Below are 20,504 nucleotides of genomic sequence, written 5' to 3' on the forward strand. Positions count from 1 at the left end.
AAGGATCTGACATGTTGAAAACGAAGGTCGCCGTTCTGCTGGCGACGGGCCTGCTTGCATCCTGCGTGGAAGCACAGAACACCACCGAAGCCACGATCAAGAAGGCGCTCGAGCCGCGCCTGGGCGGCGCCAAGATCGAATCGATCCGCGAGACGCCCTACAGCGGCCTGTACGAAGTGCGCGTCGCCGGCGACATCCTGTACACGGACAAGAAGGGCGACTACCTGTTCATCGGCCACGTTTACGACACCAAGACCTCGACCAATCTGACCCGCGCCCGCATCGAGGAGGTCAACAAGATCAAGTTCAGCGACCTGCCGCTCGAGCTGGCGCTCAAGCAGGTCAAGGGCAACGGCAAGCGTGTCATCGCCGTGTTCGAGGACCCGAACTGCGGCTACTGCAAGCGCCTGCGCCAGACCACGCTCAAGGAAATCGACAACGTCACGATCTACACCTTCATGTACAACATCCTGTCCGAGGATTCGTTCGTGAAGTCGAAGAACATCTGGTGCGCGGCCGACCGCGTCAAGGCCTGGGACGACTGGATGATCAACAACAAGGTGCCCCCAACCGCGCCCGCCGGCTGCGAGTCGCCCAACGACCAGGTCGTGGCCCTCGGCCAGAAGCTGCGCATCCAGGGCACGCCGGCCATCTTCTTCACCGACGGTTCGCGCATTCCGGGGGCGATCGACCTGAAGGGGCTGGAAGCCAAGCTGCAGTCGCTGAAATAAAAACCGTAGGGTGGACGGCTCTGCCGTCCGCGCGGTGATAGTTATCGGCTCCGTTCTCGCGCCGAATGATCTTGCTGCAATGTATCACCGCGTCGGCGGGAGACCCGCCCACCCTACAAAAAATAACAACGTAGTCCAGACAGGGAGCAGTACATGGTCACCTTGAACATCAACGGGCGCGACCTCCAGGTCGACGCCGACCCCGGCACGCCCATCCTCTGGGCGCTGCGCGACAACCTCGACATGACCGGCACCAAGTTCGGCTGCGGCGCGGCGCTGTGCGGCGCCTGCACCGTGCACCTGGACGGCAACCCGATCCGCTCCTGCGTCACGCCGATATCGAGCGCGCAAGGCATGAAGATCACCACCATCGAGGCGATGGAAAACGACAAGGTCGGCAAGGCCGTGCAGGACGCCTGGGTCAGGCACGACGTGCCGCAGTGCGGCTACTGCCAGAGCGGCCAGGTGATGAGCGCCGTCGCCCTGCTGCGCACCAACAAGCGCCCGAACGACGCCGACATCGACAATGCGATGAGCGGCAACATCTGCCGCTGCGGCACCTACCAACGGATCCGCGCGGCCATCAAGGATGCCGCCACGACCCTGGCCTGAGGAGCGCGCGATGAAACTCGACTGGATCGATCGCGCGGCCCTCGCGCGCTCCGCCGGCGCCGGCCTGTCGCGCCGCGGCTTCCTGAAGACTGCCGGCGCCGCTACCGGCGGCCTGGTGCTGGGCTTTACGCTGCCGGGCGCGCACCGCTTCGCACAGGCTGCCGATGCAAAGGTGTATGCGCCGAACGCCTTCCTGCGCGTGGCGCCGGACAACACCATTACCGTCATCGTCAACCGCCTCGAGTTCGGCCAGGGCGTGCACACCTCGCTGCCGATGCTGATCGCCGAGGAGCTCGATGCCGACTGGTCGCAGATGCGCGGCGAGCTGGCCCCGGCCGGCGAGGTATACAAGGATCCGGCCTTCGGCATGCAGATCACCGGCGGTTCGGGCAGCATTGCGCGCGGCTTCACGCAGTACCGCGAAATCGGCGCGCGCGCCCGTGCGATGCTGGTCGCCGCCGCGGCCGAGCAGTGGAAGGTCGCGCCCGGGCAGTGCCGTACCGCGAAGGGCATGGTGCTCGGCCCGAACGGCCGGAAGGCAAGCTACGGTTCGCTGGCCGAGGCCGCGATGAAGCAGCCGGTGCCCGCCACCGTCGTCCTGAAGGAAGCGAAGCAGTTCCGCTACATCGGCAAGCCGATGCGCCGCATCGATGCGCGCGCCAAGTCGAGCGGACGCCAGCAGTTCGGCATCGACTTCACGCCGGAGAACGCACTCACCGTGCTGGTGGCGCGTCCGCCGGTGTTCGGCGCGAAAGTGACGAAGTTCGACGCCGCCGCGGCGCGCGCCGTCAAGGGCGTGGTCGAGGTGCTGGAAGTGGACCTGGACCGCGGCGCCCGTGGCGTCGCCGTGTTTGCGAACGGCTACTGGCCGGCCAAGCAGGGTCGCGAGGCGCTGCAGACAGAGTGGGAGTCGAGCGCAGTCGAGAAGGTCGACAGCGCGCAGCAGCTGGAAGCATTCCGCACCCAGGCCAAGGCCGCCGGCGGCGCGGTCGCGCGCAAGGCCGACGTGTCGCAACTGGCGGTCGCTGCGCACAAGATCTCGGCGCTCTACGAATTCCCCTACCTGGCGCATGCGCCGATGGAGCCGCTCAACTGCGTGGTCGACCTGAAGACTGACTCCTGCACGATCTGGGCCGGCACCCAGTCGCAGACGGTCGACCAGCAGGTGGCGGCGGCGATCCTCGGCCTCAAGCCGGAGCAGGTGACGATCAACACCATGATGGCCGGCGGCGGCTTCGGCCGCCGTGCGGTGCTGTCGTCGGACTGGGTGGGCGACGCGGTCCGCATCGCCAAGGCCTGGCGCGCCGCGGGTAAAAGCGGCCCGGTCAAGCTGGTGTGGAGCCGCGAGGACGACATTCGCGGCGGCTACTACCGCCCGTCCTACGTGCACCGCGCCGAGCTCGGCATCGACGGCAAGGGCCGGATCGTCGCCTGGGACCACAAGATCGTCGGCCAGTCGATCATGGCCGGCACCATCTTCGAAGGGGGCATGGTCAAGGACGGCGTGGATGGCAGTACGACCGAAGGCATGGGAGCGCCGTACGACGTGCCGATGAACCTGGCGGTCGAGGGCGTGAAGCAGAACGTGCCGGTGCTGTGGTGGCGCTCGGTCGGTTCCACCCACACCGCCTACGTGATGGAAACCCTGATCGACGAGGCCGCGCACGTCGCCAGGATGGATCCGGTCGCCTATCGCAAGGGCTTGATGGGCGAACAGCACGTACGCCATCGCGCGGCGCTCGACCTGGCGGTGGCGAAATCCGGCTACGGTACGAAGAAGCTGCCGAAAGGCCGCGCCTGGGGCGTGGCGGTGCACGAGTCCTTCGGCTCGGTGGTCGCCTACGTGGTCGAGGCCTCGGTGGTCGACGGCATGCCGAAGCTGCACCGCGCGGTCGCGGGTGTGCACTGCAACCAGCCGGTCAACCCGCTGTCGATCGAGGCGCAGATCCAGGGCGCGGCCCTGATGGGCCTGGGTATGACGCTGCCGGGCGCCGCGATCACGCTCAAGGACGGCGTGGTCGAGCAGCAGAACTTCGGCGACTACGTGGTGGCGCGCCACCACGAGATGCCGCAGGTCGAGGTGCACATCGTGCCCTCGAACGACCCGCCCACCGGCATCGGCGAACCGGGCCTGCCGCCGCTGGCGCCGGCCTTTGCCAACGCGGTGTTCCGGCTGACCGGCAAGCGCCTGCGCAAGCTGCCGTTCGACCTCGCATCGAGCTGATCCGATGGCGCTGACCGGCATCCTGCTCGCCGCCGGCCGGGGCCGCCGCTTCGCCCCCGGGGGCGGCCGCAACAAGCTGCTCCAGCGCCTGCCCGGCGGCGACCCGGTGGCCGTCGCCAGCGCGCGCCGCCTGCTGGCCTGCGTGCCGCGCGTGATCGCCGTGGTGCCGCCCGCGGATGGCGGGGTACAGGCGGCCTTGCGCGCGCTCGGCTGCGAAGTCACCATATGCCCCGATGCCGATAGCGGCATGGGCGCCTCCCTGGCCCATGCGATCCGCCATTCGCTGCCGGCCGAAGGCTGGCTGGTGGCGTTGGGCGACATGCCATTCGTGGCGCAATCCACCCTGGAAGCGCTGCGCGACGCGGTGGTAGCGGGCGCCGGCATCGCGGTGCCGGTGCACGGCGGCCGGCGCGGCAACCCGGTCGCCTTCGGGCCCGTTCACCGCGACGCGCTGCTGGCGATGGCGGGCGACCAGGGCGCGCGCCGCCTGCTGCAGGCGCATCCGGTCCAGGAAGTGCCGGTGGACGACCCCGGCATCCTGCGCGATATCGACACGCCCGCCGACCTGCCGGCGTGATGCATGCATGTCAATGTTTTCCTGTTGTGATCGAATCCGATTACACTAGGGAGCATATTTGGCCGCATCACCTATCGACATGAAAAAACCTTCCCAAAAAAAGAAGCCCGAGCAGCCCGCCATCCTCTACACCATCGTTCCCAAGGACCTGGCCGGCCACCTGTTCAACGTCACGGTCACGGTTGCAAGCCCCGACCCTGAAGGACAGGTCTTCGCGCTGCCGGCCTGGATCCCCGGAAGCTACATGATCCGCGAGTTCGCCCGCAACATCGTGCGCATCCGCGCCGAGAGCGGCGGCCAGGACCTCGCCTTGAGCAAACTGGACAAGCACTCCTGGCGCGCGGCGCCCGCCAGCGGCCCCTTGACCCTGCATTACGAGGTGTATGCCTGGGACCTGTCGGTGCGCGCCGCCCACCTCGACCAGACCCACGGCTTCTTCAACGGCACCAGCGTGTTCCTGCGCGTGGTCGGCCAGGAAGCCTTGCCCCACCAGGTCGACATCCAGCGTCCCGGGGACCCGCTTGCCAAGGGCTGGCGCGTCGCCACCGCGATGAAGGAACTGGGCGCCAAGCGCTACGGTTTCGGCACCTACGTCGCCGCCGACTACGACGAGTTGATCGATCATCCGGTCGAGATGGGCGAGTTCGAGCTGGCCACCTTCAAGGCGCACGGCATCCCGCACGACATCGTCGTTACCGGCCGCGTGCCCAACCTCGACATGGCGCGCCTGCAGGCGGACCTGAAAGCCATCTGCGAAACCCAGATCGCCTTCTTCGAGCCACACACCCAGCGCGCGCCGATGGAGCGCTACGTCTTCATGACGATGGCCGTCGGCGACGGTTACGGCGGCCTGGAACACCGCGCTTCCACCGCCCTGATCTGCGCCCGCGCCGACCTGCCGAGCACGGCCGCCCCGAAGAGCGCCGAGCCGGGCGAAGGCTACCTGCGCTTCCTGGGCCTGTGCAGCCACGAGTACTTCCACACCTGGAACGTCAAGCGCATCAAGCCGGCCGTGTTCGCGCCCTATGACCTGCAGGTGGAGAACTACACGCCGCTGCTGTGGCTGTTCGAAGGCTTCACCAGCTATTACGACGACCTGATGCTGGTGCGCGCCGGGATCATCGGCGAAGCGACCTACTTCAAGCTGCTGTCCAAGACCGTCGGCGGCGTCCTGCGCGGCAGCGGCCGCCTCAAGCAGAGCGTGGCCGATTCGAGCTTCGACGCCTGGAGCAAGTACTACCGCCAGGACGAGAACTCGCCGAACGCGATCATCAGCTACTACACCAAGGGTTCCCTGATCGGCCTGGCCTTCGACCTGACGATCCGCGCCAAGACCAATGGCGCCAAATCGCTGGACGACGTGATGCTGGCCCTGTGGGAGCGCTTCGGCCGCGACTTCTACAGCGGCGCGGGCCGCGGCGTGACCGATGCGGAGGTCGAGGCGATCTTCGACGAGGTGGCCGGCACCCGCCTGCGCACCCAGTTCGAGCGCTGGGTGCGCGGCACCGACGACCTGCCGCTGGCCAAGCTGTACGCGCCCTTCGGCGTCAAGCTGGTGGACGAGCGCAAGGGCGGCAAGCCTTCGCTGGACGCCGGCATCGGCCGCGACCCGCTGGGCGCCAAGCTGACCCAGGTGCACGAAGGCGGCGCCGCGCACCGCGCCGGCCTGTCGGCGCACGACGTCGTCATCGCCATCGACGGCCTGCGCGCCAGCGGCAACCCGCCCAACGTGGACACGCTGCTGCAGCGCTACCGCGTCGGCGACAAGGTGACCGTGCACGCCTTCCGCCGCGACGAGCTGATGGCCTTCGACGTGACGCTGCAGGGCGATAAAGTGCCGACCATCACCCTGTCGCAGGCCGTCGCCGGCAAGAAGTCGACCGCCTTGAAGCGCCCCAGCGCTATCTAAGCTTTTGTAGGGGTGATCTGGCCCAGTGGACCAGATCACGCTTTGCCGCCCACGCGGTCAACCCGAATCTGCCTTGAGGCTCATTTGAAAACCGCCCTGACCGCCGCCGTCCTCGCGCTCTGCACCGCATCCGCCTCCGCCCAGCTCCCCGCCCCCCTCAAAACCGACATCACCACCCGCGTCGACGCCATGTACCCCTGGCTCGACACGGTCTATAAAGACCTGCACGCCAACCCGGAAATCGCCTTCCAGGAAGTGCGCACCGCCGCCAAGCTCGCCGGTGAGATGCGCAAGCTCGGTTTCGAGGTCACCGAGAAGGTCGGCAAGACCGGCATCGTGGCGGTCCTGAAGAACGGCGCCGGTCCGACGGTGCTGGTGCGTACCGAAATGGACGGCCTGCCGATGGAGGAAAAGACCGGCTTGCCCTACGCCAGCCGCGCCAAGGCGGTGAGCAACGGCGCCGAGAGTTTCGTCACCCACAGCTGCGGCCACGACGTCCACATGGCCGGCTGGCTCGGTACCGCGCGCACCTTGGCCGAGATGAAGGGCAAGTGGAAGGGCACCCTGGTCTTCATCGCCCAGCCCGCCGAAGAAATCGTCTCCGGCGCCAAGGCGATGCTGGACGACGGCCTGTTCAGGCGTTTCCCCAAGCCCGACTATGCCTTCGCCCTGCATTCCTGGCCGCTGGCGTACGGCGCCGTCGGTTTCAATGATGGCCCGGTCTCGTCCAACTCGGACGCGATCGAGATCGTGTTCAAGGGCCGCGGCGGTCACGGCTCGGCGCCGGACAAATCGCTCGACCCGATCACCATCGCCGCCCGTTTCGTGGTGGACGTGCAGACCGTGGTCAGCCGCGAGAAGGACCCGAAGGAATTCGGCGTCGTGAGCATCGGCGCGATCCAGGGCGGCACGGTCGGCAACATTATCCCGGACAATGTGCAGGTGCGCGGCACGATCCGCTCTTACAGCCCGGTCGTGCGCGCCAAGTTGCTCGAAGGCGTGCGCCGCGTCGCCAACGCCTCCGCCGCCATGGCCGGCGCGCCGGCGCCAGATGTGCAATTGATCAGTGGCGGGGCGGCCATCGTCAACAGCGCAGCGTTGGTGGCCCGGACCGAGGCCGTGTTCAAGGACGCTTTCGGGGCCGCCAATGCCCGGCGCATGCCGGCCATGACCGCCAGCGAGGACTTCTCGCTGTTCGTCAACGAGGGCATCCCGTCGATGTTCTTCTTCACCGGCGTCTACGACCCCAAGGCCGTGCTCGACGCCGAACGCGAAGGCGGCAAGCCGATCGCCTTCAACCACTCGCCCTTCTACGCGCCGGTGCCGGAACCATCGATCAAGACCGCTGCGCAGGCGATGAGCCTGGCGGTGCTGAATGTGCTCAGCCGGTAATCGGCTGAGAAAACAACGAATATTTACCCAGCGTAAATATTCGTTGATTCGTTGAGGCGCTTTCCTTATAAATGTCGTTCCTATAACTAGTCCGGTTGAAATCGGTATTCCAAGGGGAATCGACATGTCCAAACGCCTTCGCTCCATCCTTCCATGTGCCGTCCTGGCAATCTCGGCCAGCCTGACCGGTTGCGCATCCATCGTCAGCGGTACCAACCAGATCGTCTCGGTCGAAACCCTGCAAGCCACCGGCAAAGTGGACGGCGCCAGCTGCAAGCTGGAGAACGACAAAGGCGTGTATTACGTGACGACGCCGGGCACCGTCACCGTGCGCCGCGCCTACGGCGACATGAGTGTGCGCTGCGAAAAGCCGGGCATGGAAGCGGGCATTGCGACCATCAAGTCCTCGACCAAGGGCATGGCCTTCGGTAACGTCGTCTTCGGCGGCGTGATCGGCGCAGGCGTGGACATGGCGTCGGGCGCTGCCTATGACTATCCGAACCTGTTCCAGATCATGATGGGACACACGGCCGTCGTTGCCCCGCCCCCGGCGACGTCGACGGCGCAGGCGCGCACGGAGGCGCCGGCACAGGCAGTTGCAGGCGGTTCGCACTGAACGCACTGGCGTGCCGGGCACATCCTGGCGCGCCACCTCTTGTCATTGCGGACCGGCCAGCGTACGCAGCTGAAAGCGATAGTCGCGGTCGAACAGGAAGGTTTCCGAGAAGGTCATTGCGCGACTGTTCGCCGCAAGCAATCCATGGGGCCGGGGCAGGGGACCGCTGCGCAGCATCGAGGCCAGCGCCACCCTGGCGGCATCCGGGTCGCGTGCGCGCTGCACCTGAACGTCGGTCAACTGGCCGTCCCGGTCCACCGTGATGTTGACCACCACGATCGCCGGCAGCATCGGCGGCAGGCGTCCGCTGAAGATGCGGTCGGCATTGCGCTGGACGATGTGGCGCGCCACGTGCGCCTTGTAGGCGTCGAGCGTGAGGGACGGTGGCGGAGCGGGAGCGGCGGTCGCTTCGCGCTCGATGGCGATGGTGCTGCGCTCTTCGACGGGAACGGGAGGCGGGGAACTGGCGCATCCGCACAGGATCGCCAGCAAGGTCACTGGTACAAGCGCGTACGGCGCTTTACTGCGAAGAGAAATGTTCATGGCGGATGAATGAAGCGTCGCAGGTTGGCGCCTCGAGGGCGCTTAGCTTCGACGCTGTCCATTCATCCTTAGTTCCGCTGAGCTTAACTAGCCCGGATGTCAGCCAAACAGCCTCTGCAGTTCCAGACCCGGCTCCGGCGCCCGCATGAAGGCCTCGCCGACCAGGAAGGCGTGCACGTTCGCCGCGCGCATCCGCTGCACGTCCGCCGGTCCCATGATGCCCGACTCGGTCACCACCAGGCGCTCCGCCGGAATGCGCGGCAACAGGCCGATTGTCGTATCGAGCGACACCTCGAAAGTACGCAGGTTGCGGTTGTTGATGCCCAGCAGCGGCGTCTTCAGTTTCAGCGCCGCGGTCAGTTCGTCGCCGTCGTGCACCTCGACCAGCACGTCCATGCCGAGGTCAAGCGCGCAGGCTTCCAGTTCCGCCATCAGGCCGTGGTCCAGTGCCGACACGATCAGCAGGATCGCATCCGCGCCCATCGCGCGCGCCTCGTACACCTGGTAGTGGTCGACGATGAAGTCCTTGCGGATCACCGGCAGCGCGCAGGCGGCGCGCGCCTGGCGCAGGTAGTCCACCGAGCCCTGGAAGAACTGCACGTCGGTCAGCACCGACAGGCAGGCCGCGCCGTGATCGGCGTAGCTTTGCGCGATCGCCGCCGGGTGGAAGTCCGGGCGCAGCACGCCCTTCGAGGGCGAGGCTTTCTTCACTTCCGCAATGATGCCGGCCCGGCCGGCGGCGATGTTACTGCGCAGGCTGTTTTCGAAACCGCGGATGGCGCGGCGTGCTTCCAGGTCGCTCTCCACCTCGCGGCGCAGGCAGGCCAGGTCGCGCGCTTTTTTTGCCGCGGCCACTTCGTCGGCCTTGACGGCCAGGATCTTGTTCAGGATGTCGGACATAAGACTCTCAATGCATTGGCTGGCTGCTTCGTTCAGGCGTGACCGCCGAGCTGGCGCGTGACGGTGACGAACTGCTCGAGCTTGGCCAGCGCCGCGCCCGAGGCGATCGTCGCCCGCGCCTTCGCCAGGCCTTCCTCGATCGAGCCGACCACGCCGGCCGCGTACAGCGCGGTGCCGGCATTGAGCGCCACGATGTCGGTGGCGGGGCCCGGTTCGCCGCGCAACGCTTCCATCACGCGCTCCTTCGACTCCGCCGTATTCGCCACTTTCAGGTTGCGGCTCGAGATCATCGGCATGCCGAAATCTTCCGGATGGATCTCGTACTCGCGGATCTCGCCGCCGACGAGTTCACCCACCAGGGTACCGGCGCCGAGCGAGACCTCGTCCATGTTGTCGCGGCCCCAGACCACCATCGCATGCTGGGCGCCGAGGCGCTGCAGCACGCGCACCTGGATGCCGACCAGGTCGGGGTGGAACACGCCCATCAGGATGTTCGGCGCGCCGGCCGGATTGGTGAGCGGCCCCAGGATGTTGAAGATGCTGCGCACGCCCAGCTCGCGGCGCACCGGCGCCACGTGCTTCATGGCGGCGTGGTGGTTGGGCGCGAACATGAAGCCGATGCCGGTCTGGGCGATCGACTGGGCGATCTGCTCGGGCTTCAGGTCGATCTGGGCGCCGAGCGATTCGATCAGGTCGGCGCTGCCGGAGGAGGAGGACACGCTGCGTCCGCCGTGCTTGGCCACGCGCGCGCCGGCGGCGGCGGCGACGAACATCGCCGCGCTCGAGATATTGAAGGTGTGGGCGCCGTCGCCGCCGGTGCCGACGATGTCGAGCAGGTTGGTGGTGTCGGCCATCGGCACCTTGGTCGAGAATTCGCGCATGACCTGGGCGGCGGCGGTGATCTCGCCGATGGTTTCCTTCTTCACGCGCAGGCCCATGGTCAGGGCCGCGACCATGGTCGGCGACATCTCGCCCGACATGATCTGGCGGAACAGGTGCAGCATTTCGTCGTGGAAGATTTCGCGGTGTTCGATACAGCGCAGCAGGGCTTCTTGTGGGGTGATCGGCATGGCAGGTCCAGTTTTTGTGAATTCGGTTGCTAGTTGCTAGCTCATCGCTCGCTCCGCAGCCCGTGAACGTCATCCCGGCGAAGGCCGGGATCCAAGTTCGTTGCGTACCACTAGCTCAAGCCACAGTGGCTATTCAGGAAAATTGGGCTCCGGCCTTCGCCGGAACGACGTCTTTGGGCTGGTGGGAACGTCAGCGCGCGAGAAAATTCTTGAACAGCGCGTGGCCGTGTTCCGACAGGATCGACTCGGGATGGAACTGCACTCCCTCGATGTCGTACTCCTTGTGGCGCACGCCCATGATCTCGCCGTCGTCGGTCCATGCAGTCACTTCCAGGCAGTCCGGCAGCGAAGCGCGCTCGATCGCCAGCGAATGGTAGCGGATCACGGTGAAGGGGCTCGGCAAGTCCTTGAACACGCCTTCGCCGGTGTGGGCGATGAGCGAGGTCTTGCCGTGCATGACCTGCTTGGCGCGGATGACCTTGCCCCCGAAGGCTTCGCCGATCGCCTGGTGGCCGAGGCACACGCCCAGGATCGGCAGCTTGCCCTTGAACTCGCGCAGGATGTCGAGCGAGATGCCGGCATCCTTCGGCGCCTTGGGGCCCGGCGAGATGCAGATGCGCTCCGGCGCCATCGCTTCGATATCTTTCAACGTGATTTCGTCGTTACGCACGGTGCGGACAATCTCGCCCAGTTCGCCCAGGTACTGGACGATGTTGTAGGTGAACGAGTCGTAGTTGTCGATCATGAGCAGCATGTCAGAACTCCCCATCCAGGCCGTCTTGCACCTGTTCGGCCGCGCGCAGCACGGCGCGCGCCTTGTTTTCCGTTTCCTGCCATTCCATCTCGGGGATGGAATCGGCCACGATGCCGGCCGCGGCCTGCACGTAGAGATTGCCGTCCTTGATCACGCCGGTGCGGATCGCGATCGCCACGTCCATCTCGCCGCCAAAGGACAGGTAGCCGCAGGCGCCGCCATAAATGCCGCGCTTGACCGGCTCCAGTTCGTCGATCACTTCCATGGCGCGCACCTTCGGTGCGCCGGTCAGGGTGCCTGCCGGGAAGGTGGCGCGCAGCACGTCGAGGTTCGACATGCCGTCTTTCAGCCTGCCTTCGACGTTGGAGACGATGTGCTGCACGTGCGAGTACTTTTCGATGACCAGGCGGTCGGTCACCTTGACGCTGCCCGTTTCGGCGATGCGGCCGATGTCGTTGCGCGCCAGGTCGATCAGCATCACGTGCTCGGCGATTTCCTTCGGATCGGCCAGCAGTTCGGCCGCCAGTTCGAGGTCGCGTTCCGGGGTGGCGCCGCGCGGGCGGGTGCCGGCGATCGGGCGCAGCGTGACCTTCTTGCCGCCATCCGGCGTCGCTTCGTTGCGCACCAGGATCTCCGGCGAGGCGCCGACGATCTGCATGTCGCCGAAGTTGTAGTAGTACATGTAGGGCGACGGATTCAGCGAACGCAGCGAGCGGTACAGCGACAGCGGCGAATCCACGTAGGGCTTGCGGATGCGCTGTCCGATCTGCACCTGCATCAGGTCGCCGGCCATCACGTAGTCGTGGGCGCGGGCCACCGCCTTCAGGTAGTCTTCCTTGCTGAAGTCGCGCACCGCCTCGGTACGCACCGAGCTGGACGTCACCGGCGCATCGACGCTGCGGCGCAACATCACGCGCAGGTCCTTCAGGCGCTGGCGGGCTTTCGCATAGGCTTCCGGCTGGGCAGGGTCGGCGTAGACGATCAGGTAGAGCTTGCCCGACAGGTTGTCGATCACCGCCAGTTCTTCGGTCAGCAGCAGCTGGATGTCCGGCAGTCCGAGTTCGTCGCGCGGGCAGCTGTTTTCCAGCTTGCGCTCGATGTGGCGCACGGTGTCGTAGCCGAAGTAGCCGGCCAGGCCGCCGCAGAAGCGCGGCATGCCGGGGCGCAGGGCCACCTTGAAGCGCGACTGGAATTGTTCGATGAATTCCAGCGGATTGCCTTCATGCGTCTCGATCACTTCGCCGTGCCTGACGACTTCGGTCATTTTTCCGCTGTTGCGGATCAGGGTCGAAGCAGGCAGGCCGATGAAGGAATAGCGGCCGAAGCGCTCGCCGCCGACCACCGACTCCAGCAGGAAAGTGTTCTTGCCGGCCTGCTGGGACTGGGCCAGCTTCAGATAAAGCGTCAGCGGGGTTTCGAGGTCGGCGAAGGCTTCCGCGATCAAAGGGATGCGGTTGTAGCCCTGGTTGGCCAGCGAGCGGAATTCGAGTTCGGTCATGCTTTTCTCCAGACCGCCCGGGAGAGGGAAGGGCGGTGGTTCACTTCAAAAAACCTGCCGCAGGACGAGCACATGCGGCAGCAATCAAGACGGGTTAGTTAGCCCAGGATTGCCAGCGTCGCCACAGCCAGGCCTCAAGGGCGCCGGTCTGGTTGACAGTGTGTTTTTTGGTGAAAAACATGTATAGATAACTTATTTTGCGGTGTGGTTATGCGCAGATATCTGCTCTGCTGCTTCTAACAGCGAACTCACTATACCATCAGAATTAATTTCTTGTATAGGCCGTCCGTGGTTATAACCATATGGCACCGTGAGCACGAAGCACCCGGCGGCGCGCGCGCTTTCCGCATCGTTGGACGAGTCGCCGATCGCCACCACTTGTGAAGGCGGCAGGTCGAGTGCGGCGCAGGCGCCCAGCATCGGCATCGGATCCGGCTTCTTCCTGGCGAAGGAATCGCCGCCGAACACACGTTCGAAATACGGCGCCAGGCCTTTCTGGTCCAGCAGGGGAAGCGTGAAAGCGATGGGCTTGTTGGTCACGCAGACCAGGCGCAGGCCTTGCGCCCGCATGGCCTGCAAGCCTTCGATCACGCCCGCGAACAGGGTAGAGCGCTGGCCGTTGATGGCGAGGTAGTGGCGCTGGTAGGCGGCCAGGGCTTCGTCGAATACCGCGTCCACGCGCGCCGCATCCCAGTCGAGCAGCAGCGCGTCGCGCACCAGTTTTTCGGAGCCCTTGCCGACCAACGGCTTGATGGTGTCCTGCGTGATCGGCGCCAGGCCCAGGTCGGCGCGCATGCCGTTCAGGGCCGCCTCGAAGTCGGGCACCGTGTCGAGCATGGTGCCGTCCAGGTCGATGATGGCGGCCTTGATGCCTGCTGCGCCGGCCCGCATTACTTGCCTACTTTCGCCAGTTCGGCGCGCATGGCGTCGATCACGGCCTTGTAGTCCGGCTTGCCGAAGATCGCGGAGCCTGCCACGAAGGTGTCGGCGCCGGCCGCAGCCGCCTCGGCGATGTTGTCGGCCTTGATGCCGCCGTCGACCTCCAGCATGATGTCGCGGCCCGATTCGTCAATCATGCGGCGCGCCATGGCGATCTTCTTGAGCGCCTGCGGGATGAAGGACTGGCCACCGAAGCCCGGGTTAACCGACATGATCAGGATCATGTCGATCTTGTCCATCACGTGCTCGAGGTAGTGCAGCGGGGTGTGCGGGTTGAACACCAGGCCGGCCTTGCAGCCGTTATCGCGGATCAGCTGCAGTGTGCGGTCGATGTGCTCCGAGGCTTCCGGGTGGAAGGTGATGATGTTCGCGCCGGCCTTGGCGAAGTCGGGGATGATGCGGTCGACCGGCTTGACCATCAGGTGCACGTCGATCGGCACCTGCACGTGCGGACGGATCGCCTGGCACACCAGCGGGCCGATGGTCAGGTTCGGGACGTAGTGGTTGTCCATCACGTCGAAGTGGATGATGTCGGCGCCGGCGGCGACGACATTGCGCACTTCCTCGCCCAGGCGGGCGAAATCGGCGGACAGGATGCTGGGGGCGATGCGGTAGGTAGTCATGGAAGGTCGTGCCGGTAAAAAGAATCCGCTATTTTACGCTGATGGAGCGCATGCCCGCTGCAGCGGGGACGACCTTGGCGAGCGCCGCGCGGTATGATTGTCGTTTGCGCCATACCTGGCGTTCCCACCAATATTGACGATCACGCAAGGAAAACCCATGCCCGCCTATGAATTCGCTGTCAAGGTCAGGACCCAGTACCTGCCCGAACAGTCCAACCCGGACCGGGACCAGTACGTGTTCAGCTACACCATCACGATTACCAACACCGGCAGCATCGCCGCCCAGCTGATCTCGCGCCACTGGGTCATCACCGACGCCAACAACGCGGTGCAGGAAGTGAGCGGCCTGGGCGTGGTCGGTCACCAGCCGCTGCTGCAGCCGGGCCAGCAGTTCGAGTACACCAGCGGCACCCAGTCGGCGACGCCGCAGGGCTCGATGAAGGGCGAATACTTCTGCGTGGCCGAGGACGGCCACCGCTTCGAAGTACCGATCCCCGAGTTCGTGCTGGCGCAGCCGGGCGCGCTGCACTGATCACTGCTTGCCGGCGTCCTTGTCTTGCGCGACCTGGTCTTCTTGCGCCGCCTCGTCGCGCGGCGCATCCTTGCGGCCCGCGAACATCGTCCACCACACGATAAAGACGAGCAGGAAGAGTGCCACGCCGGCTTCCACCATCAAGATCCACATATCCGTCCCTCAGTCCTTTTGTTCTTATGCCATCGATACGCCGCAGTGTAACCGCTTCGCTTGCCCTCGTCGCCTTGTTGAGCGCCTGCTCGACCACGCCGCCGCAGCCTCAGCAGCCATCCAAGCCGGCCGAACCGGTGCGCATGCCGGCGCCGGTCGGCCCGGTCTATGTACCGGAGCAGCCGGCCGCGCCCCCGCAACCGGCCCAGCCTCCCGCCCCGGCCCCGCTCATGACGCCGACCACCTTCGGCGCCTTGCCGGGATGGGCGCAGGATGATCTGCGCCAGGCCTGGCCGGCCCTGCTGCAATCCTGCCGCGGCCTGGCCGGCAAGCCTGACTGGAAAGCGGTGTGCGCCGCGGCCCGCACCGTGGATGGGACCGATAGCGCCGCGGTGCGCGGCTTCTTCGAGAGCCGGTTCGTGCCGAACCTGGTGCGCGCCGCCGATGGCGCCGACACCGGTCTGATCACCGGCTACTACGAGGCGATGCTGTACGGCGCGCGCAAGCGCGGCGGGGCCTACCAGACCCCGCTCTACCGGGTACCAAGCGACCTGCTCACGGTCGACCTGGGCAGCGTGTATCCGCAGTTGAAGGGCATGCGCCTGCGCGGCCGCCTGTCGGGCAAGACCGTGGTGCCGTACAGTACCCGCGCCGAGATCGCGCGCGCGCCGCTCAAGGACCAGGAACTGCTGTGGGTGAACGATCCGGTCGAGGCCTTCTTCCTCGAGGTGCAGGGTTCCGGCCGCGTCCAACTGGACACGGGCGAGACCGTGCGCGTGGCCTACGCCGACCAGAACGGCCATCCGTACAAGGCGATCGGGCGCTGGCTGGTGGAGCAGGGCGAGCTCACCACCGAGCAGGCCACGGCCCAGGGCATCCGCGCCTGGATCGCCGCCAACCCGACGCGCCGCCAGGAGCTGTTCAACGTGAACCCCAGCACTATCTTCTTCCGCGAAGAGACGCTGCCCGATCCTTCGCTCGGCCCGAAGGGGGCGCTGGGCGTGCCGCTCACGCCGGGCCGCTCGGTGGCGATCGACCCGGCCTTCATCCCGCTCGGCGCGCCGCTGTACCTGGCCACCACGGAAGCCGGCAGCGAGGTGCCGATGCAGCGCCTGATGATGGCGCAGGATACCGGCGGCGCGATCCGGGGCGCGGTGCGGGCGGACTTCTTCTACGGCTTCGGACCGGACGCGATGGACCGGGCGGGCAAGATGAGGCAGCGCGGCACGGTCTGGGTGCTGCTGCCGCGCCAGGCCCTGTAAGCTTCTACTCCGCTTCTACTCTTTCGCATCTTTCAAGCGCGTGCCGAACACGCCGCCGGCCGCCAGCAGCACGGCGCCGGCGGCGATGCAGCCCAGGCCCTCGCGCACGCCGAAGCCTTCGCCCAGTCCGCCCGCCAGCAGGGCGCCCAGCGGCGCGGCTGCCACGGTCAGGGCGCGCATCGTCGCCACCATCCGGCCCAGCACCGCGTCCGGCGTCACGCGCTGGCGCAGGGCGATGTAGGGCACGAAGAACAGCGTCGCGCCGCAATCGATCCAGAACACCACGATGGCGTAGGCCGCCACCGTCCACGCGGCGCTGCCGAACAAGGCAGGCGGGATGGCCGGCACCAGGGCGAAGCCGAGCGCCGACACGCATAGGCCGACCAGGATGCCGCCGCCGCTGCCGAAGCGCCGCGAGAGCGGCTTGATCAGCAGCGAGGCGGCCAGCACGCCCAGGCCGCCCAGCATGTTGGCCATGCCCATGGTCCCGGGCGTCATGCCGAGCACGCGCGTGGCGAACAGCACGTGCAGGGCGGTGTAGCCATAGAACAGCAGGTGCCAGCAGGCAGAGACCCAGGCCAGGGTCCGCAGTAGCGGCTGGTTCCAGACGAAGGCCAGGCCTTCCTGGATGTCGCGCAGCGGATGGGAGTGCGAAGGCGGCGGCTGCGGCTCGCGCGCACGGATACGGCGCAGGTTGAGCAACGAAACGACGAAGCCGGCCACATTGCACAGGATGGCGATCGGGGCGCCGAACAGCTGCACCAGGCCGCCGGCCATGCCGGGGCCGACCACGCGCGCGGCCGATTCCGTGGCCGCGAACTTGGCCTGGGCGTCGACCAGGCCGTCGCGCCCGACCAGGAAGGTGAGGAACACCTGTTCCGCGCTGCCGCCCACCACGTGGCCGGCGCCGATCACGAAGCCGACCGCGTACAGCCAGGGGATGGTGAGCAGGTCCAGCCACCAGGCCAGCGGCACGCTGGCCAGCGCAATGGCCACCATGGCATCGCTGCACATCATGACGGGCAGGCGCCGGCTGCGGTCCAGCAGGACGCCGGAAGGAAGGCCGAACAGCAGGAAGGGCAGGGATTCGAAGGCGGCCAGGGTGCCCATCTGCGCCGGCGTGGCGTGCAGCATCAGCACCGCGCAGATCGGCAGGGCCAGCAGCGTGATCTGGGCGCCGAAATGGGCCAGGATGCTGCTGAACCAGAAGCGGCGGAAGTCGGCGCTGCGCATCACCGAGCCGGCGGGAACGCGCTTTTGCAGCCAGCCATGTAGCCAATGGGTGCCGGACGACGGAATGGTGATCTCGCACAGGAGTTTGCTGAACGATTAATCTTACCGTGTTTGATTCGGCGCGAGACGTTACAATCCCGACAATCCGTCCAACCTCAAAAGGGAAAGCACATGGAATATGCAGATCTGCTGATCGAAAACCACGGCAAGGTCGTCGTGATCCGCCTGAACCGTCCGAAGGCGATGAACGCGCTGAACGACAACATGATGAACGAACTGGGTGATGCGCTGCGCAAGTTCGACGCCGACCCGGCGGTCAATGTCATCGTCCTGACCGGCAGCGACAAGGTTTTCGCAGCGGGCGCCGACATCGCGGCCATGGCGAACTACACCTATGCGGCGGACACCTATCCGGGCAATTACATCGGCCGCAACTGGGAGCATATCCTGGACATCCGCAAGCCGGTGATCGGCGTCGTGTCGGGCTACTGCCTGGGCGGCGGCTGCGAACTGGCCATGATGTGCGACTTCCTGATTGCGGCGGAGACCGCCAAGTTCGGCCAGCCGGAAATCAAGGTCGGCGTGACCCCGGGCGCCGGCGGCACCCAGCGCCTGCCGCGTGCGATCTCGAAATCGAAGGCGATGGACATGCTGCTGACCACCCGCATGATCGACGCCGCCGAGGCCGAGCGCACCGGCCTGGTGTCGCGCGTCTATCCGCTCGAGACCGTGATGGAAGAGGCGATCAAGGTCGCCCAGGGCATCGCCGAGATGCCGGTCTCGGTCGCCATGCAGATCAAGGATTGCGTCAACCAGGCTTATCAGATGCCGCTGAACGAAGGCGTGCGCTACGAGCGCCGTTACTTCCATGCCGGCTTCGGCACGCCGGCGCAGAAAGAAGGCATGTCGGCCTTCCTCGAGAAGCGCAAGCCGAACTTCGAAGGAATGTAAGCGATGCGGGCGGCGTCGTTCCCGGCATTGCGTCGAGGAGCGGCCGCGGCGGCGCTCGTCGTCGTCGCGCTGGCCGCCTACGGCTGCAGCGTACTGCCGCCACTGGGCCAGCGCAAGGCCAGCTTCGCGCTGGACGGCACCCACACCACACGGCTCGGGCAGGCCATCGCCCCGCTGGCGGCGGCGCATCCCGGCCGCGCCGGGGTGTATCCCCTGATCGACGGGCGCGATGCCTTCGCGGCACGCGTCCTGCTCGCCCGCAGCGCCGAGCGCAGCCTCGACGTTCAGTACTATATATGGCGCGACGACCTGACCGGCACCCTGATGCTGGACGCCTTGCGCGAAGCGGCGGTGCGCGGCGTGCGGGTCCGCCTGCTACTCGACGACAACAATACCGCCGGACTCGACCCGGCCCTGGCAGCCCTCGACCGTGAACCGAACGTCGAGGTGCGCCTCTTCAATCCCTTCGCGCTGCGCCGCTGGCGCGTTCTCGGCTACCTCACCGACTTCAGCCGGCTGAACCGGCGCATGCACAATAAATCCTTCACGGCGGACGGCCAGGCGACCATCGTCGGCGGGCGCAACGTGGGCGACGAATACTTCGGCGTGGCCGGGGACATGCTGTTCGTCGATCTCGACGTGCTGGCGGTCGGTCCGGTGGTGCGCGACGTGTCGCAGGATTTCGACCGCTACTGGAACAGCGCGTCCGCCTATCCCGTCACTGCGCTGGTGGATGCCGGCGATGCGCAGCCACCCGGCGCGCTGGCCGCGCGTGCCGCGGCCTTGCGCGAGCGGCCCGCGGCCCAGCGCTACCTGGAAGCGATCCGCACCTCGCCCTTCGTCGGACAGTTGGTAGCGGGCCAGCTGCCGCTGGAATGGAGTCCTACCCGTCTAGTAAGCGACGATCCGGCGAAAGTGCTGGGCAAGGCGGATCCCGATGAGCTCATGGCCGTCGGCCTGCGCAAACTGCTGGGCGAGCCGAAGCGGCAGCTCGACCTGGTCTCGCCGTACTTCGTTCCCAGCAAGGATGCGGCGCAGGCCCTGGGCGACATCGCGCGCGAAGGCGTGCAGGTCCGCGTGCTGACAAATTCCCTCGAGGCGACCGACGTGGCTGCCGTGCATGCCGGGTATGCCAAGTGGCGGCGCGAGCTGCTCACGGCCGGCGTCTCGCTCTATGAACTGCGCCGCAGTTGGGGGGCGGAACTGCCGGAACGAGGCAAGGGACGCTTCGGCAGTTCCGCCTCCAGCCTGCATGCGAAGACCTTCGGGGTCGACGGCCGCGCCGTCTATATAGGTTCCTTCAATATGGACCGGCGCTCGATCGACCTGAACACCGAGATGGGCCTGGTGATCGACAGCGAACGACTGGCCCGGCAACTGGACAAGACGCTCGACGACAGCATTCCCGAAACCGCCTATGAAGTGCGCCTCGACGAGCAGGGGCGGCTCTACTGGCTGGAGCGTACCGGCGGCCAGCTCAGGCGCCATCAGCAGGAGCCGGGCACCACGGTCTGGAAGCGCGCCGGTGTCCAGTTTTTGTCATTTTTGCCCATCGACTGGCTCCTCTAGAAAATTTCGGCAAAGGCCTTGCGGACAGGCGGGGCGATTTGCTATAGTTCGCCTCCGCTTCGGCATGGGCCGAAAAGCTTAACGTAATCAACTGCTTACGTTGACAAGCCCGGCAGTTAAATCTGCAACGAAGCGAAAACGAGGGGTTGACGGTTTTAGCGAAACACTGCATAATCTCACTTCTCTGCTGCTGACGAACACAACGCTTCGCACGGTGCAGCAAGGTAGTACAGAACACTGGTTCTTTAACAATCAACAGTCGATAAGTGTGGGCGTTTGATGAGGGTGCCGCTGACTTCGGTCAGTGATTACTTAAATTATCAAATGTTCACAAAAAAGAAATACGTTGCTCAGCAATGAGTAACGGTCAGTATTTTGAGTGAGCGACTCCTGAGAAATCAGGATGGCAGCAATGC

20 protein-coding genes are annotated in these 20,504 nt (G+C 66.1%); 11 read left to right on the forward strand and 9 right to left on the reverse strand.

Annotated elements, in window-relative coordinates; translation table 11 throughout:
- Positions 1-11: 11 nt before the first annotated feature.
- From ACK4S9_RS08360 to ACK4S9_RS08390, 7 genes are all read left to right on the forward strand, one after another.
- A complete protein-coding gene (locus tag ACK4S9_RS08360) occupies positions 12-731 on the forward strand; it encodes a DsbC family protein (protein WP_409724054.1) in 720 nt (239 codons plus the stop codon).
- Positions 732-884: 153 nt separating this feature from the next.
- The gene (locus ACK4S9_RS08365) at positions 885-1,343 is read left to right on the forward strand and encodes a (2Fe-2S)-binding protein (protein WP_409724057.1); all 459 of its coding nucleotides are present in this window, start codon (positions 885-887) and stop codon (positions 1,341-1,343) included.
- A gap of 10 nt (positions 1,344-1,353) precedes the next feature.
- Positions 1,354-3,567, forward strand: coding sequence for a molybdopterin cofactor-binding domain-containing protein (locus ACK4S9_RS08370; protein WP_409724060.1), 2,214 nt, complete (start codon positions 1,354-1,356; stop codon positions 3,565-3,567).
- Positions 3,568-3,571: 4 nt separating this feature from the next.
- A complete protein-coding gene (locus ACK4S9_RS08375; protein WP_409724063.1) occupies positions 3,572-4,144 on the forward strand; it encodes an NTP transferase domain-containing protein in 573 nt (190 codons plus the stop codon).
- A gap of 79 nt (positions 4,145-4,223) precedes the next feature.
- Positions 4,224-6,053 carry a M61 family metallopeptidase gene (locus ACK4S9_RS08380; protein ID WP_409724066.1) on the forward strand — a complete coding sequence of 610 codons (1,830 nt, stop codon included), beginning with the start codon at positions 4,224-4,226 and terminating at the stop codon, positions 6,051-6,053.
- An 84-nt stretch (positions 6,054-6,137) separates the two neighbouring features.
- Positions 6,138-7,445, forward strand: a complete 1,308-nt coding sequence (locus ACK4S9_RS08385; protein ID WP_409724069.1) for an amidohydrolase — start codon at positions 6,138-6,140, stop codon at positions 7,443-7,445.
- A 124-nt stretch (positions 7,446-7,569) separates the two neighbouring features.
- Complete coding sequence (locus ACK4S9_RS08390) at positions 7,570-8,061, forward strand: hypothetical protein (RefSeq protein WP_409724071.1); 492 nt, start codon at positions 7,570-7,572, stop codon at positions 8,059-8,061.
- Positions 8,062-8,103: 42 nt separating this feature from the next.
- On the opposite strand, the gene ACK4S9_RS08395 is transcribed toward ACK4S9_RS08390, so the two are convergent.
- From ACK4S9_RS08395 to rpe, 7 genes are all read right to left on the reverse strand, one after another.
- Complete coding sequence (locus ACK4S9_RS08395) at positions 8,104-8,553, reverse strand: energy transducer TonB (RefSeq protein WP_409724074.1); 450 nt, start codon at positions 8,551-8,553, stop codon at positions 8,104-8,106.
- 150 nt (positions 8,554-8,703) lie between these two features.
- Positions 8,704-9,504, reverse strand: coding sequence for an indole-3-glycerol phosphate synthase TrpC (trpC, locus tag ACK4S9_RS08400; RefSeq protein WP_409724076.1), 801 nt, complete (start codon positions 9,502-9,504; stop codon positions 8,704-8,706).
- A gap of 32 nt (positions 9,505-9,536) precedes the next feature.
- Positions 9,537-10,574: an anthranilate phosphoribosyltransferase gene (trpD, locus tag ACK4S9_RS08405; protein ID WP_409724079.1), complete on the reverse strand. Its 1,038-nt coding sequence runs from the start codon at positions 10,572-10,574 to the stop codon at positions 9,537-9,539.
- Positions 10,575-10,764: 190 nt separating this feature from the next.
- Complete coding sequence (locus ACK4S9_RS08410) at positions 10,765-11,328, reverse strand: anthranilate synthase component II (RefSeq protein WP_409724082.1); 564 nt, start codon at positions 11,326-11,328, stop codon at positions 10,765-10,767.
- 1 nt (position 11,329) lies between these two features.
- Entirely contained in the window at positions 11,330-12,826 is a 1,497-nt protein-coding gene (trpE, locus tag ACK4S9_RS08415; RefSeq protein WP_409724085.1) for an anthranilate synthase component I, read from the reverse strand.
- Positions 12,827-13,018: 192 nt separating this feature from the next.
- Positions 13,019-13,717, reverse strand: a complete 699-nt coding sequence (locus ACK4S9_RS08420; protein ID WP_409724088.1) for a phosphoglycolate phosphatase — start codon at positions 13,715-13,717, stop codon at positions 13,019-13,021.
- Positions 13,717-14,388: a ribulose-phosphate 3-epimerase gene (gene rpe, locus ACK4S9_RS08425; RefSeq protein WP_409724091.1), complete on the reverse strand. Its 672-nt coding sequence runs from the start codon at positions 14,386-14,388 to the stop codon at positions 13,717-13,719. The genes ACK4S9_RS08420 and rpe overlap by 1 nt, the downstream gene beginning before the upstream one ends.
- A 157-nt stretch (positions 14,389-14,545) precedes the next feature.
- Between rpe and apaG the strand changes: the two genes are divergently transcribed.
- Positions 14,546-14,920 (forward strand): Co2+/Mg2+ efflux protein ApaG, encoded by a 375-nt coding sequence (apaG, locus tag ACK4S9_RS08430; protein ID WP_409724094.1) that lies wholly within the window; start codon positions 14,546-14,548, stop codon positions 14,918-14,920.
- Here apaG and ACK4S9_RS08435 read toward each other — a convergent pair whose 3' ends face one another.
- Positions 14,921-15,073, reverse strand: coding sequence for a hypothetical protein (locus ACK4S9_RS08435; RefSeq protein ID WP_409724097.1), 153 nt, complete (start codon positions 15,071-15,073; stop codon positions 14,921-14,923). It lies immediately after the preceding gene.
- Positions 15,074-15,099: 26 nt separating this feature from the next.
- On the opposite strand from ACK4S9_RS08435, the gene ACK4S9_RS08440 reads away from it, so the two are divergent.
- Complete coding sequence (locus ACK4S9_RS08440) at positions 15,100-16,335, forward strand: murein transglycosylase A (RefSeq protein ID WP_409724099.1); 1,236 nt, start codon at positions 15,100-15,102, stop codon at positions 16,333-16,335.
- A gap of 15 nt (positions 16,336-16,350) precedes the next feature.
- Here the strand turns inward: ACK4S9_RS08440 and ACK4S9_RS08445 are convergent, their stop codons facing one another.
- Positions 16,351-17,568 carry an MFS transporter gene (locus ACK4S9_RS08445; protein ID WP_409724102.1) on the reverse strand — a complete coding sequence of 406 codons (1,218 nt, stop codon included), beginning with the start codon at positions 17,566-17,568 and terminating at the stop codon, positions 16,351-16,353.
- A 171-nt stretch (positions 17,569-17,739) separates the two neighbouring features.
- Here ACK4S9_RS08445 and ACK4S9_RS08450 point away from each other — a divergent pair, with 171 nt between their 5' ends.
- Both ACK4S9_RS08450 and ACK4S9_RS08455 read left to right on the forward strand, forming a co-directional pair.
- Entirely contained in the window at positions 17,740-18,519 is a 780-nt protein-coding gene (locus ACK4S9_RS08450) for an enoyl-CoA hydratase (RefSeq protein WP_409724105.1), read from the forward strand.
- A gap of 3 nt (positions 18,520-18,522) precedes the next feature.
- Positions 18,523-20,088, forward strand: a complete 1,566-nt coding sequence (locus ACK4S9_RS08455; protein WP_409724108.1) for a phospholipase D family protein — start codon at positions 18,523-18,525, stop codon at positions 20,086-20,088.
- Positions 20,089-20,504 lie beyond the last annotated feature (416 nt).

The sequence above is a fragment of the Massilia sp. genome, assembly GCF_046293535.1.
In the GTDB taxonomy this organism is placed as follows: domain Bacteria; phylum Pseudomonadota; class Gammaproteobacteria; order Burkholderiales; family Burkholderiaceae_D; genus Telluria.

Bases quoted from the DNA above. Each gene is read 5' to 3' on its own strand.
- ACK4S9_RS08455 (WP_409724108.1), top strand. From the start codon at position 18,523: ATGCGGGCGGCGTCGTTCCCGGCATTGCGTCGAGGAGCGGCCGCGGCG.
- trpE (WP_409724085.1), bottom strand. From the start codon at position 12,826: ATGACCGAACTCGAATTCCGCTCGCTGGCCAACCAGGGCTACAACCGC.
- ACK4S9_RS08360 (WP_409724054.1), top strand. From the start codon at position 12: ATGTTGAAAACGAAGGTCGCCGTTCTGCTGGCGACGGGCCTGCTTGCA.
- ACK4S9_RS08420 (WP_409724088.1), bottom strand. From the start codon at position 13,717: ATGCGGGCCGGCGCAGCAGGCATCAAGGCCGCCATCATCGACCTGGAC.
- trpC (WP_409724076.1), bottom strand. From the start codon at position 9,504: ATGTCCGACATCCTGAACAAGATCCTGGCCGTCAAGGCCGACGAAGTG.
- ACK4S9_RS08375 (WP_409724063.1), top strand. From the start codon at position 3,572: ATGGCGCTGACCGGCATCCTGCTCGCCGCCGGCCGGGGCCGCCGCTTC.
- ACK4S9_RS08440 (WP_409724099.1), top strand. From the start codon at position 15,100: ATGCCATCGATACGCCGCAGTGTAACCGCTTCGCTTGCCCTCGTCGCC.
- ACK4S9_RS08365 (WP_409724057.1), top strand. From the start codon at position 885: ATGGTCACCTTGAACATCAACGGGCGCGACCTCCAGGTCGACGCCGAC.
- ACK4S9_RS08410 (WP_409724082.1), bottom strand. From the start codon at position 11,328: ATGCTGCTCATGATCGACAACTACGACTCGTTCACCTACAACATCGTC.
- trpD (WP_409724079.1), bottom strand. From the start codon at position 10,574: ATGCCGATCACCCCACAAGAAGCCCTGCTGCGCTGTATCGAACACCGC.
- ACK4S9_RS08435 (WP_409724097.1), bottom strand. From the start codon at position 15,073: ATGTGGATCTTGATGGTGGAAGCCGGCGTGGCACTCTTCCTGCTCGTC.
- rpe (WP_409724091.1), bottom strand. From the start codon at position 14,388: ATGACTACCTACCGCATCGCCCCCAGCATCCTGTCCGCCGATTTCGCC.
- ACK4S9_RS08450 (WP_409724105.1), top strand. From the start codon at position 17,740: ATGGAATATGCAGATCTGCTGATCGAAAACCACGGCAAGGTCGTCGTG.
- apaG (WP_409724094.1), top strand. From the start codon at position 14,546: ATGCCCGCCTATGAATTCGCTGTCAAGGTCAGGACCCAGTACCTGCCC.
- ACK4S9_RS08390 (WP_409724071.1), top strand. From the start codon at position 7,570: ATGTCCAAACGCCTTCGCTCCATCCTTCCATGTGCCGTCCTGGCAATC.
- ACK4S9_RS08445 (WP_409724102.1), bottom strand. From the start codon at position 17,568: ATGCGCAGCGCCGACTTCCGCCGCTTCTGGTTCAGCAGCATCCTGGCC.
- ACK4S9_RS08370 (WP_409724060.1), top strand. From the start codon at position 1,354: ATGAAACTCGACTGGATCGATCGCGCGGCCCTCGCGCGCTCCGCCGGC.
- ACK4S9_RS08380 (WP_409724066.1), top strand. From the start codon at position 4,224: ATGAAAAAACCTTCCCAAAAAAAGAAGCCCGAGCAGCCCGCCATCCTC.